Origin of the sequence: Hymenobacter defluvii (assembly GCF_017589435.1) — a bacterium.
GTDB lineage: Bacteria > Bacteroidota > Bacteroidia > Cytophagales > Hymenobacteraceae > Hymenobacter > Hymenobacter profundi.
This window is the reverse complement of record NZ_JAGETX010000011.1, coordinates 48,770-61,748: the sequence shown is the minus strand read 5'-3', so window position 1 is coordinate 61,748 and position 12,979 is coordinate 48,770. Positions and strand designations below refer to the sequence as shown.

At 55.8% G+C, this 12,979-nt stretch carries 13 protein-coding genes and 1 pseudogene; 9 read left to right on the top strand and 5 right to left on the bottom strand.

Annotated features, from left to right (window positions below; genetic code table 11):
* Positions 1-211: 211 nt before the first annotated feature.
* Complete coding sequence (locus J4D97_RS16925) at positions 212-583, bottom strand: hypothetical protein (RefSeq protein ID WP_208308602.1); 372 nt, start codon at positions 581-583, stop codon at positions 212-214.
* A 526-nt stretch (positions 584-1,109) separates the two neighbouring features.
* Positions 1,110-1,328, bottom strand: a complete 219-nt coding sequence (locus J4D97_RS16920; RefSeq protein WP_208308601.1) for a hypothetical protein — start codon at positions 1,326-1,328, stop codon at positions 1,110-1,112.
* A 73-nt stretch (positions 1,329-1,401) separates the two neighbouring features.
* Here J4D97_RS16920 and J4D97_RS16915 point away from each other — a divergent pair, with 73 nt between their 5' ends.
* The 6 genes and pseudogenes from J4D97_RS16915 to J4D97_RS24015 form a co-directional block, all read left to right on the top strand.
* Positions 1,402-1,710, top strand: a complete 309-nt coding sequence (locus J4D97_RS16915; RefSeq protein WP_208308600.1) for a transposase — start codon at positions 1,402-1,404, stop codon at positions 1,708-1,710.
* Positions 1,707-1,913 carry a hypothetical protein gene (locus J4D97_RS16910; protein WP_208308599.1) on the top strand — a complete coding sequence of 69 codons (207 nt, stop codon included), beginning with the start codon at positions 1,707-1,709 and terminating at the stop codon, positions 1,911-1,913. The genes J4D97_RS16915 and J4D97_RS16910 overlap by 4 nt, the downstream gene beginning before the upstream one ends.
* 54 nt (positions 1,914-1,967) lie before the next feature.
* Entirely contained in the window at positions 1,968-2,627 is a 660-nt protein-coding gene (locus J4D97_RS24020) for an integrase core domain-containing protein (RefSeq protein WP_432207216.1), read from the top strand.
* Positions 2,628-2,747: 120 nt separating this feature from the next.
* Positions 2,748-3,302 (top strand): DUF6252 family protein, encoded by a 555-nt coding sequence (locus J4D97_RS16900; RefSeq protein WP_208308597.1) that lies wholly within the window; start codon positions 2,748-2,750, stop codon positions 3,300-3,302.
* Between the two features lie 669 nt (positions 3,303-3,971).
* Positions 3,972-4,556 carry a hypothetical protein gene (locus J4D97_RS16895; RefSeq protein WP_208308596.1) on the top strand — a complete coding sequence of 195 codons (585 nt, stop codon included), beginning with the start codon at positions 3,972-3,974 and terminating at the stop codon, positions 4,554-4,556.
* A gap of 201 nt (positions 4,557-4,757) precedes the next feature.
* Positions 4,758-5,060 (top strand): annotated as a pseudogene (locus tag J4D97_RS24015) (Imm26 family immunity protein); the annotation flags it as partial.
* Between the two features lie 490 nt (positions 5,061-5,550).
* Here the strand turns inward: J4D97_RS24015 and J4D97_RS16890 are convergent.
* Positions 5,551-6,111, bottom strand: coding sequence for a hypothetical protein (locus J4D97_RS16890; RefSeq protein ID WP_208308595.1), 561 nt, complete (start codon positions 6,109-6,111; stop codon positions 5,551-5,553).
* A gap of 285 nt (positions 6,112-6,396) precedes the next feature.
* On the opposite strand from J4D97_RS16890, the gene J4D97_RS16885 reads away from it, so the two are divergent.
* Entirely contained in the window at positions 6,397-7,461 is a 1,065-nt protein-coding gene (locus tag J4D97_RS16885; RefSeq protein ID WP_208308594.1) for a tyrosine-type recombinase/integrase, read from the top strand.
* Between the two features lie 256 nt (positions 7,462-7,717).
* Positions 7,718-8,509 carry an MBL fold metallo-hydrolase gene (locus J4D97_RS16880; protein ID WP_208308593.1) on the top strand — a complete coding sequence of 264 codons (792 nt, stop codon included), beginning with the start codon at positions 7,718-7,720 and terminating at the stop codon, positions 8,507-8,509.
* A gap of 38 nt (positions 8,510-8,547) precedes the next feature.
* Here the strand turns inward: J4D97_RS16880 and J4D97_RS23895 are convergent, their stop codons facing one another.
* Positions 8,548-9,219 (bottom strand): T9SS type A sorting domain-containing protein, encoded by a 672-nt coding sequence (locus tag J4D97_RS23895; protein ID WP_208308592.1) that lies wholly within the window; start codon positions 9,217-9,219, stop codon positions 8,548-8,550.
* 1,410 nt (positions 9,220-10,629) lie between these two features.
* On the opposite strand from J4D97_RS23895, the gene J4D97_RS16870 reads away from it, so the two are divergent.
* Complete coding sequence (locus J4D97_RS16870; protein ID WP_208308591.1) at positions 10,630-11,931, top strand: hypothetical protein; 1,302 nt, start codon at positions 10,630-10,632, stop codon at positions 11,929-11,931.
* Positions 11,932-12,285: 354 nt separating this feature from the next.
* Here the strand turns inward: J4D97_RS16870 and J4D97_RS16865 are convergent, their stop codons facing one another.
* A complete protein-coding gene (locus J4D97_RS16865; RefSeq protein ID WP_208308590.1) occupies positions 12,286-12,909 on the bottom strand; it encodes a TetR/AcrR family transcriptional regulator in 624 nt (207 codons plus the stop codon).
* Positions 12,910-12,979 lie beyond the last annotated feature (70 nt).

The window sequence follows — 12,979 nt, the reverse complement described above, 5'->3', positions numbered from 1 at the left end:
CAGCTAGCCTAGCGAAGAAGAAGGCCTCTTGGGGTTGCCGTGAGCGAGAGGGAGGTGGCTTTCGAGCTAAACGCCAATCAGTCCAGGGAGCGACCACCATCGCGCTGTTCGGCGTTGAGGCGATTAGAAGAACGATACGTACCGCTTCTGTTCAGCTGAATTTGACCACCTCAGACTACTTCCAGCTGGCTGTTGTGGCATACCAGAGGAGCTACTCACTGCCAGGCTTTATACGGGCGCTGATTACGGTAAATGCGGCGTATCCTGGGCCTAATGCCTTGCACATGACAACTTCATTTGGCTGCGGCTTGCGAATGCGTACGTACAGCACCCGGTTTCGACGCACCCACAGGGCCGTATCGAGCCGATAGGCTAAATAAGTAGGCTCATAGGCCGTTGGTCCAATCACGCGCTGCACCTGGGCCAAGTCGCTAGCCACCACCTGTGCTACCCCGCAATCAGAGTTACGGCCTTGCGTAGTAATTTCCACCTCATCAGCGGCTGGCTCCGTGTCGGGGGGCAGATCAGCATCCTTTTGGCAGCCAGTTATCACTATGGCTATTAGAAGTAAAGGCTTGTTCATGGTTTGAAAGGGTTGTTTAATCCAACGAGCGTCCCTGGCCGGCAATCGTTGCATCAGTGCCTGAACCGCATATGCCGTGCCGGTGATAGTACGCCATGGTCCTAAAAGATGGGTAGCCTTAGCTAAGCACGTATTCTGAGACACCCTGCCCCCACAAAATTCCTTCGCGTTGTTTTCCGTTTCGACTCGGTTCATAAGAATGGAATAGGCTGTTTTATAGTACACCATGAGGATGTGGTAGCCCAGGCTATGAGGCATTTGCCTGGTCTAAGGTTGCATTTCCACAAAGTAAGCCGCTCATTCAAAATCAATAGGATCTGTATTGTTCGAATCACATCCCAACTCTATCCGGCTGAACTAGACCACCTCATTTGGCGTGACAACCATTCCCTTGGGCCAGTGATCCTAGCTGGCACTCGGGTATGCCGCCCTATTCGACGACGTACGCCACTTACCCCGCCATCCCCCTTTTGAGCTGCGAGGGTGGTACGCCACCCGCTATGTAACCCTGTTCGTAAGGCAATCGCTATTCGTTGTAGTGCAGGTCAAACCGCCCGTCAGTGACGTAATAGAATTGCCCGGTTTCCTGGTTTCGGAGCGGAAAAGAGAACGTGCCCGCGGCGATGTGGGCCACGGTATCAAAGCGAGTGAGCGTGAGCGTCCCCGTTTTTACTGGATCAGTAGACGCCGCGATAAAGAAGGTTTTATCATCATAGCGCTTCATGGTGGCGAACCCCTGTGTCATCACGTGTTGCCCCACGGACGTATGAGGTGGTCGGGTAAATGTGGACAGAATAGGGTCTTATCTTTTGAACGTCATGAGAGACAGCCCTCAACTCGTTAAACGCCGTCGCTACGATGCGGCCTTCCGCGCCGAGGCCCTGCGCCTGGCTGATGAAAGCCGCTCGACCCAGGCCGCCGCTCGCGCCCTCAACAGCAGTCCCAAGTTGCTCTATAAGTGGCAAAAAGAAGCGCTCACGCCCATCGCAGCAGCCCGCGGGGCGGAGTTGGACCCGGACACGGCAGCTGAATTGCGTCAGCTGCGGGCCTTGGCTCGGCGGCAGGCGCAGGAGCTGGACATTTTAAAAAAGGCCATTGCCATTTTTTCACAGACCGAGAACCCATGAGCCGCTATCGCTTCATTGCGGCGCACCGGGACCAGTACCCCGTGCGGCTGCTCTGTCAGTTGGTGCAGGTGCCGGCCAGTGGCTACTACGCGTGGCAACAGGCGCAACAGCAGACCGTAACTAAGCCGGAGCCGGCGTGGGAAACGGCACTCGTTAAGGTCTTCGGGGTGCATAAGCGCTGTTATGGCACGCGCTGCCTCTAGGTCGCGCTGCGCCACAACGGGCACCGGGTGGGGCGGCAGCACCTGCGGGCGGTCATGTGCCGCCGGGGCCTGCACGCGCTCCAGCCGAAGGCGTTTACGCCGCGCACCACCGATTCGACGCACTGGTTGCGCTGTGCGCCGAACCAGCTACTGGACCAGCCCAAGCCCGCCCAGGCCAACCGGGTGTGGGTCAGTTGGGGCATCACCTACCTGCCCTTAGCCAACGGCGAGTGGGCCTATCTGTGCGCTTTTCAGGACATGACCAGCAAGCAGGTGGTGGGCTGGCAAGTCGGGGCGACGATACCCGAAGCGTTGGTGACCAGGGCTTTACAGCGCGCGTTTTGGTCCCAGCCCCCACATCCGGTCTGCTCGTGCACTCCGACCGGGGTGGGCAGTATTGCGGCAATGTCTATCGGCAATTGCTGCGCGACCACCAGGACCTGCGCTCGCAGAGCCGACGTGGCGACTCCTACGACAATGCCCAGGCTGAAAACCGGCTCAAGGTTTTGGTGTCTATGGTCGCGCCTCAAAACGGAGGTCTTGGAAGTGTGTGAGCGGCCCGTTTTTGCGGACCTAGCCGATGCGCAACGCAGCGTGGCCGAGTATTTTGACTACTATAATCACGAGCGACTGCATTCCAGTATCAACTACCAAACACCCTATCACTCTAACCAACAGCTTCTTCACCCTAATATCCTAAACTGTCCAACGTAATCGGACCACCTCATTAAAAATAGGGTTCGACACCAAAAGTAAAGCATAGGATATTGTATATGTTATTGAAACACATACATTAGTCGCATACTAGTCATCACTTTATAAAATTAGCATCGTATGTATAAACATTCCATTTTTATATTAGGAATAGTTAGTTTGATAGGATGTCAAAAAGAAGAGCAAGACCGCTTGCCTGATATTACCAGTACTGGTGCAAACACAGCTGGAGCAAATATCAACGGAAAAGTTTTAGTTGCATCTAACATCTATGCCGGCAGCTCCGTGTTGCCTGCTGTGTATGGAGGCTATGCATATGATCAACAAATTCATGTTACTCTTTTCGGTCGGTTAAGCGAGCAGGTTGTACATATTGATTTATTTGTTACTCAAGCAACGCAGCCCGGTACGTATTTTTTTGATCAGCCTACTCCTCGTATGCCCGAAGCATTACCTGATCAGGTTCAAAACAATTATGCTACGTTCATTTATAATAAATCAGGTAGAACGTACGCTACCGATGCTACGCATACAGGTCAAGTCGTTATTACGCACGGAGAAAGAGGAGCTAAAAATGGTATTGCTGGAACCTTCTCATTCACAGCAGCAAACGTAGATGATCCAGCAGATGTCTTACGAATTGAACAGGGGCGCTTTGATATAGCCGCACAATAATATATTCTAATTTATTTTCGTGGTTCTTCTAGGGAGTGTGGACAGTTAGACAAGTAACACGAAGTGCTGCTTCGCGACCGTCAGCACGAAGCGTACAAGGCGATTTAGCCAATGCAGTGACCTCCTCCCACAAAACGGCTTAGCCTCTGTTTACTACTGGCTTACCGAACGGGGAAGCGTACAGAATCTTTATTAGCGGCTTCTTCTTGTTTCTGCGGCTCGGCAAGGCCGCGCTCGCCAAAGGAGTGTTCAGCCAACACGTAACCTACTGGGACCTCTTTCTTCTTCTCTTCTTCTTATGCTATCTAGGCTACTGGCTTCACTTCCACTTCAGTGATGCCGCGCCCCACTATATAGGGCGTTTAGATTGTCAGCGGGACTACCGGTTACCCGCCGGCTGATGGGCCATAACACCAGCGTGTCTTACCGCGCAGGAAGGGGTGCCGAGGATCTTTTATCCCAGGATTGAAAAGTAGGACTACTATGATTCTACCAATAATGGGCAATCCTAACTAAGGCCTTTACTTCCTAGGAAAAGTTGATTAACATAAGGTTTAGTTATAAGTACACTCTTAGAATAAGTGAATTTTCGGGCTTATTTAATCGCTAGACTCAATTTGGCACTTTTTCGAGGAAGAAGCGTGAGAAGGGTTATTATCTTGCGGCCAAATGAAAATAAGAAACCGGGTAATAGCTAGCCAGCCAAAGGAGAAAGAGGTAGTTATTCAAGCTATGTATCCTCTTTCTGCCTCGGCTCTAGCAGTCAAGTGGGCTGTATATGTTGGTCTTGTGTTGCTAGTTATCGCTCGCCCTGCACAGGTTGAACACTGGCTGAATCTTCATATCAACTCGTGGCCCACTATGGTTCTATTCCTAGGCGTACTGCTGACATTGGTAACGATCCTGCTGAATTACAATTATTTGTTTTCCCGCAAAACGGTTTTTAAAATTGGTGAATCCCTTTACTGGCAGGACCAGCAGGGGACCCAGTGGACTGTTCCACTAAAGGATGTAGAAGTGTTGGCTATTCAACACAGCAAGAAAAGCAAGGAGGTAGTACTTGACATGCGCAGCCCGCAAATCAGTACGCGAGTTTTACTCTGTGAGCATTGGCCACTTTATACCTTCACGAAACGAGGATACCAGGCCACGATGCGAAAAGTACAAGAGGCGTTTCAGCACTATCCCGTATTGCAAGAAAAAGCTACTACTCACGAGGTTCTTTACATCAGTCATTCCTCTCGCATGCTATAAGTGACGCTTCACAGCATATGAATTGGCCTATAACATTAATTAAACGGTCCTCGGCAAACGTTACGAGCGGGTTAATACTGCAAAGCTTAAGTATAGTCCGTAACCAGTTGCTTAATAGATTTGTCGTGTAATGTACGCAAGCTGTGCGATAAGTAGCAGCGGCCGATTTGCTCTACCTTCTGCCTTAATATAGCGCTGCTGATGACCATTCGGTATCCTTTCCTGCCCAAATCGAATCGTTCGCTCCAGCCGGGTCAGTATTGGGCTATCCCCCTCGCCTCCGGGACCTATGCCTGTGGCCGGGTCCTGGACGTGCCCCCACCCAGCGCCCATGACCGGCTGGGCTTCTATGCGGGCTTGATGCAGTGGACGGATACCGTTCCGCCCACCCATGAGCGCCTGGCGGGTACTTCCCTGTTGGAGCAGGGCCGAATATCGATACGCACTCTCACAAGGCTGGGGTATCCCATTCTTGGCCATCGCCCCTTGGCCCTGGATGGGCTCGTGCTTCCCATCACGGTAGAACAAGCGTGTTGGCAGCCCAAGGCGGTTCTGCTACAAGGCTATACCATTGTCGGCGCGAGTCAGCGACACGATCACCCCCTGCGGATGCAGCCACTCCCAGCGCAGAGCGGCTACGCTGGCGAGGACAACCCCACGACTCTTCCTGTACAGGCTACATGGGGCTATCAGATGCTCCAGTTGCTGGCGGAAAAGCATTTTGGCTAATGAAGGCCTCTTACAGTCGTAAGGGGCGATGTATTATGCTGACTTAGAGGCTTGTCACACCGCTTAAACGAAGGATTGGAATACGTGACAGCCACTCAAGAGGTAGGAGAATGTAGGTTATCCGTTTCGCGATATACCTGTTTCGCGCAAAGGGTTACTAGTAAGCCAACACGCCTACCCAAACTTAGGTGCTCGGCAGCCGGCCGACCCAGACCCACCCAATTTGTACCACGACCACCGCGCGACCATCCGCCGTCTTCCCCAGTCAGTGTGGTTTCTTCGACGCCCACGCGTCCAACTCCAGCAGGTCTTCCGGCCAGCATGTGGTGGTTTCCGCATAAGCCGTCCAGTGTAAGTCAGCAACTCCCGGTAGCCGCTGGTACTCCGCCGGGAAAGGCGGCGCATCCGTTTCGGCTACTTCCGCAAAGAGCTGCTCGTATCCCGCCTGCTTTTCAGCAATACCGGCCACGACTTGCGAGCGCCCAAAATCCGGCTCATAGAGCCACACGGCCAGGTAAAAAGCAGCATAGTGGGCGGCGAGTGCCGCCTGCCAGTGATGGCAATCGTCGACCAAGCGCGTTACCCACAGCTGCCGGATGGGCACGGGGGGCTTGGAGTCGACCGACCAGGGGAATAACCCAAGCTTGACATACTCCCGATGGGTCTGCTGCAAATACGGTACATCCAGTGTATGCGCAAGCGCGGCGCGGTGTTGATGCGCCCGTAAAAACCGGCGAAAGCCCCTGATTTTCTTTCGGCGCTTTTTCCGGTACATCACCCTGTTGGCAATTCCACTCATGCTCAAAGCTACCAGAAAGGGGGGCAAGCGCCATTGTTTGCTAGAAAGCTCTATTTGTTGCCGCAGTCTTCGGGTGTTACCGTGAATCCGTGCCGCCTTCGTGAACGAACCCGGTAAAGGTTTGGGTGTCACTGCCGGTGTTCGGACAAAACTAAATATAAGTTATGATAAACTTGACTTATCATAACTTATATTTACAGAGCAAAAAAGAGCGTTTTTTCGGTTTTCACTCCTATATAATATAGGCACTGAAACGTGCGGTCTGATTCGCCTCTACTTCATCTTGCCTGATCCGTCCCTAACACCTAGTCCATGCCCGAAAATCTGTCCCTCGTTCCGTCGTCCAATACCAATCAAACGATCAATGCACAGTTGGCCCGGGCCTCGGCCAAGGTGGCGGGCTTTCTGGAAGCCGGCCTGCAGGGCGCGGCCAACACGGAGCGGGCCTACACCTCGGACCTGAAAAGCTACGTGGGCTTTTGTGAGCGGCACGGCTTGCTCGCGGTGCCGGCTGACGTGGACACGCTGACCGAGTACGTGGCCTACCTGGCCACCGAGAAGCCCGCCCCGGAACCCGGCATTGGGGGCGGTGGGGAGAAAAAGAAGCAGAGGGGCCAGCAGCCGCTCACTCGGCCGCACTCGCTGGCCACCATCCAGCGCCATCTGGCCGCCATCCGCAAAGCCCATCAGCTCGCCGGCTACCGGCTGCCGGCCACCCTGGATGCCCTGAACGTGGTGATGGACGGCATTGCCCGCACCCTGGGCAAGCGCCAGGACCAGGCTCCGGCTTTCACGGTCGAGGAGCTCAAGCACGCGATTCGTCGCATCGACCTGGACACGTCCTCGGGCATCCGGGACCGGGCCCTGCTGCTGCTGGGCTTCGCCGGGGCCTTCCGCCGCTCCGAGCTGGTAGGCCTCAACATCGAGCAGCTGGAGTTTACGGAGCGGGCCTTGCTCGTGCACCTGGCTAAAAGCAAAACCAACCAGTACGGGGCGGTCGAGGACAAGGCCATTTTCTACGCGCCCACCCTGGATTTCTGCCCCGTGCGCTGCCTGCGGGCCTGGCTACATCTGCTGGGTCGTACTACCGGGCCGCTGTTCGTGAAGATTCCGCGCGCGGCTCCTGGGCAACTGGCTGTGCCCTCGCAGAAGCGGCTCTCGGATATTTCCATCAACAAGTTGATACAGAAGCGCCTGGGGCCGGGCTACTCGGCGCACTCGCTGCGGGTGTCCTTTGTGACGGTGGCCGTGCTCAACGGGCAGTCGCACAAGGCCATTAAGAACCAGACCAAGCAGAAGACGGATGCCATGATCGAGCGCTACACCCAGCTCAACAACGTCGTGTCCTACAATGCCGCCCAAAGCTTAGGGTTGTAAAATGCCCGGCGCAGCAAGCGGGGGGAATAAGATTGGCCGTCCTCACCCACGGATTTCAAGCGACGGGAGGATTACCCGGTGAACCAAGGCTCATCGGGAGCGTACACCTATCTAAGCTTCGTGGGGGTAGCGGCTACTCGGCCGACCCTTGTGCGGGGAATTAGGCTATTGTCTCAGGTTTCAGTAGCAGCGACGTCTACAGTGGCCAGCTACTACCAATATCCCGTACTCATTCTTACGCTCCCGGCATTACCTGATGAAATTCCCTTTCCTGCTCCCAGCCGTGCTGGCCACTTTCGCGGCTTTTCAAGCGCCGGCCCAAACGGCGCCGAAGGCGGCCCCGCCGCGCGTAGCCGCCGATCAGTTGGCCACCGCCAAAGACCCGCTCACGGTGCAGCCCATCACGCACGGCAGTGTGGTGCTGAGCTGGAACGGGAAGACCATCTACGTGGATCCCTACGGTGGGGCGCCGGCCTATGCCGGGCTGGCCGCCCCGGATGTGATCCTGATCACGGACATTCACAGCGACCACCTGGACTTGAAGACACTTTCCGGCCTCCCCGTAGACCACGCCCTGCTGATAGTACCCCAAGCGGTAGCCGATCAGCTGCCGGCCCAGTACCGTCAGCAGGTATGCGTGCTGCACAACGGCCAGCGGCTCGATACGCTGGGGCTGCGCGTTGCCGCCATTCCCATGTACAACCTCCCCGCCACTGCGGACGCGCGGCACCCCAAAGGCCGGGGCAATGGCTACGTGCTGAACTTAGGCGGTAAGAACGTCTACCTGTCCGGCGACACGGAAGCCACGGCTGAGATGCGCGCGCTCAAGGATATTGATGTGGCGTTTGTATGCATGAACCTGCCCTACACCATGGACGTGCAGCAGGCCGCGCAAGGTGTCCTGGCGTTCCAGCCGGGTATTGTCTACCCCTACCACTACCGGGGGCAGAATGGGCTGAGCGACGTAGCGCGCTTCCGGCAACTCGTGCAGCAGGCTAACCCGAACATTGAGGTACGGCTGCGCAACTGGTATCCGGCGACCCAGTGAGTAGACAAAGACTGTATTCCAGGTGGTTGATGAAGCGCTTACTCTACTAATAATTTGCCGGTACTAGCACCTACCCGAACCAAATACACCCCCGTAGGAAGCCCATCTAAGGAAAGCACTGCTTCCGGAGTATTTGGTTTTACGGGAACGTTTTGCAGTACATGCCCCAACACATCCTGCAATTGTACCACTGCTATACCGCTGGGGATTACTACTCGCGCTAGAGTGCGCGCGGGATTGGGATAGATTCCTAGCACCGCCCGCTTAGGCGCACCAACGGCCAAAGGTTGTTCCGTTAGCCTAGCGAGGTAGGCTACCTGGCTATTACCGGGTATGTCCAGGAGCGTCTGGCTACCAAAGCGGGCCATCATCCCAGCTGATCCAGCTACATAGATAGTGGCCCCGCTTATGGCTATGGCAGAGGCATCGTCGTCTGCCATACCGCCGCCCTGCTGCGTCCAGATAAAACTACCCGTACTACCCGCGTCTATCACTTTGGCTACCAAGGCGTTCATAGTTCCCACGAGCCCGTTATTTGTCAGCGTCGTATTGCCGAAGGTAGTGGTGGTGCCATCGTACCGGCCGGCTAGGTATACGCTCGAGCCGGTTGCGGCTACATCCGTAGCGGTAACCGTCCCTTGCTCAGAGGCGCCTGCCCATAAGGACCAGATGAAGCTGCCACTGCTCCCTGCATCGGTTAGTTTAGTCACAAATGCATTCCTAGTGCTCTTGGTGGTAGTTGTTAGTGTCGTCGCACCAAAATTTACGGTAGCTCCGGTAAATGATCCGACCACATATACACTATTCCCAGAGACAGCCAGCGCGTTTGAGGTAGCGCTAGTGCCGCCCGTTCGCTCAGCCCACATGAAACTACCAGCGTTGCCGGCGTCCGTTAGCTTCGCTACAAATAGATTCCCTCCGTTCGATACAGTCATATTGCCGAAGTCGGCCGGAACGCTACGAAGCCAACCCGTTACATAAAGGCTCGCTCCACTTACAGCCAAGGCTGCTACACCATCATTTGCTATCCCTCCCCCTCTTTGTACCCAAGCAAAGCTACTGGTAGTACCAGCATCAATCAGCTTGGCTACAAATGCATCACTATCTCCCGCACTAGTAAGATTCAAACTCCCAAAAGTGGCCGTATTGGCAAAGGAACCTGCTACGTAGATGTTGTTTCCACTCACCGCTATGGTGCTAACGGCATCATACTCCGTGCCTCCTAGCTGCTGAGCCCACTCGAAGGTAGCGCTAGTGCCTACCTCTGTCAGCTTGGCAATAAATCCGTCGCTACGCCCGTTCGTGTCCCCTGCATTTGTTAAGGTGATGTCCCCAAACCTGGCAGTAGACCCGACAAAATCACCGGCTATGTAAATGCTTGAACCATTTAGCGCTACTGCTCTAACTGCGGTGCTTTCGCCTACACGCTGGGCCCACAAAAAACTGTTCGTAGCTGTACTCCACTTTGCCACAAACGCATTATAAGCGCCAACACTGGTCAGACTGATAGTGCCAAAAACGGCGGTTCCACTGAAACTTCCCACTAGGTATACATTGCCATTCGCATCAGCAGCGGTGGCGTCTACATACGAATTATCGCCGGGGCCCTATTTCACGGCTACTGCTGTCTGCCAAGTTTGCGCCTGGGTCCGACCTATTCCTAGTAGTGTATATAGCAGTCCAATGATTTGCCACCTGTAAAGCCAAGAGAAAAAGTGTTTCATCTAAAGGGATAGAAAGTGAAGTTAAAAAGCGTCATCCTAGCCCTACTAAAAGTAGGCCATCATCTTTCACCTTATTCTATCATCCGTTGCTTCAACACCTCCCGGCAAGCGCAGTACAAATTCTTTTATCATTCTCACACTGTTCACCTAGCAGAAAGCTCCTTGTGTGAGAGGGCTTTTCACCATACCATAAAGCATAACCACTGTTAGGCAGGCATAGTAAGGGTTGCGCACGGGCCGCACCTTCTTTGGCTTCGTGCGTTTGAACCGAGCGGCTACCTGCTCGGTGAATGGCATCGTGTAGCGCATGCATTTGCTGGGTGAGGGGAGCGAAATAATTCGTTGGAAAGCGGTTATTTTGAGGCCGGCGTGACCGCTCCGCCCCCTTGCTAGCCCATGCTGCTCTTGTTTCGTTCCTACTCCCTCCGCCTGCTGTGTGGTCTGAGTCTTTGTGCACCCAACTCTGTTAATACGGCTCCTTCCACAACGCCGCCTGCCCCCTCTGCTCGCGCAGTTGCCCCCAACGGGGATGAACCTTTTGTGGCGACGACCGCTTGGCAGGAGTTTACGACGCTGTTGCGGACCCGCTACGCGTATTTCACGCGCCCCGGGGTGGAGGGGGAAGCGATTTTGACGGCGTTTGCCCCAGCCGCGCACGCGGCACCGACCAAAGCAGCCTTTCGCGACGTGCTGCAACTCGTGGCCCACAACTTTGCCGACCCACATTTCATCGTTGGCCCGCTTGATTCCACGGACTACAATGTCGTGCCGACCAGCTCGGATCTGGTGGCTAGCTACCGGGACGGGCAGGGGCACCTGGTGGACGTGCGACACGAGAGTGACGCCGAGCAGCAAGGCCTTCGGCCCGGCGCGCAGCTCGTGCGCGTCGATGGGCTGTCGCCGCGCGAGGCCATTGAGCGGGTGATGGGATGCCCCGTCGCTACCTTGTCCCCGGTGCAACGCGAGGCAGGCCTGAACATAGCCCTGGCGGGCGTGCGGGGGCATTCTCGCCAGCTGACCGTGCGGGTCGGGCGCCAGCGCCGCACCTATACGCTGCGTTCCCCCGGCGAGCAGGCCCAGCGCGTGCGCACGCTGCCCCCCGTGCGTGTCACGCAACGCGGGAACGTGGCCATCATTCGCTTCAACAATTCGCTGGGCAACAATGCCACCATTGCCGCCTTTCAGGCGGCGCTGCAGCAAGTCCAGTCTTCTACGGGGCTGGTCCTGGATTTTCGCAACACGCCCAGTGGCGGCAATACGACAGTGGCCCGCAGCATTCTGGGCCATTTCGTGCGGGTGGAGCAGCCCTATCAGGTGCACGTGGTGCCCAGCGAGCAACGCCTGTATGGGGTTCCGCGCAAGTTTGTGGAGTATGTGCTGCCCCTGGCGCCCTATTACGCCGGGAAGGTCATCGTACTCGGCGGCCACTGGACCGGCAGTATGGGCGAGGGCCTGCTCATTGGCTTTGCCGCCCTCGGGGTGCCGACGGCGGGCTCGGAGCTGGCCCACTTACTCGGCGCCCTCTTCAACGAGCGGCTCACGCAGTGCGACGCCCGGGTAGACCTGGGCGAAGAGCAGCTGTTGCAAGTCACGGGCGCGCCCCGTGAAGCCTTCGTGCCTGCGTACTACCGCGCTGCCAGCGAAGGACCAACGGGCCAGGATGCGTTGCTGGAGCAAAGCATTCAACTGGTGCAATAGCTGCTCGCCCGTGTGCGCTATCGAAAAGCAGACGATCACGCTACCTTTCCTTGTACGCTCCTCAATGAGTCAGTTGGCAAGTAAAGTGCGCCGTAACGTCTTATGGTCCACCGTCCTTAGAATGTAACTTTTGATCTAGTGGCTATTCCTAAGAAAAAATAACCCGCGTTGGAAGCCAGGAGTTAGCGCAGCAGACCACTGTTCGACATCATTCCTTCTGAACTGGCGTGGCGTGACGTAAGGGAGAAACGGAACACAGCGCATGTTTCGGGAAACAGGCCGATTTGGGATGGCCGTATTGCTAGGTCCGGTAGGCGAAGCATTCGGATTCGCTACTAGCTAAAATACCCACGCCTACGACTGGGGCGAAGACGCACGGAGGCCACCCTGAATTAAGGCGGAAAAGGTAGCAGCCGCTTCCCGCTCACTGCACTGCCCGCTCAACATCAGTACGGAAAGGGCCTCCCCTGCGCCAACCAGCCCAACACAGTACCGATGGAGCGCCGCAGGGGCTAGCGAACTGTGGGGAGCCAGGGTAGCACTAAACAACTGAACGTACCCAGCCAGCAACTCCTGCTGCACCACGCCCATTTCTTCGCTGCCCGACAAGGCCGCCCGTACCGCGTGCGCTTCGCCCCCCGTGTCGACAGAACAGTGAATATAGGCGGTGGCGAGCACGTCCGCCGTGTCCTTTACATTTTGCTGCACGCTCAGTAGCGGTTGCCGCAACGCCTGTAACTGCTGCTCATCCAGTAATTTATAGAGCGCCGTCAAGAGCCCCGCACGCGTGCTGAAGTGCTCGTACGTAATGGGCTTCGAAACGCCGGCCCGGGTGGCTAAGTGACCCAGGGTTAGGCGGTCAGCCCCCTCTTCGCGAATGATAACGAGTGCCGTATCAAGCAATTGACGCCGGCGTTCCGCCTTGGCTAGTCTGCCAACAGGGCGTTTAGGTGCTGCTGAGTCCGGAGAGGGGGGCATAGTCAGGGGGGCTGTTTTCAAAGTTCATCCGCAAAGGTACTATCCGAAAACCTACTATTCGTAACCTACT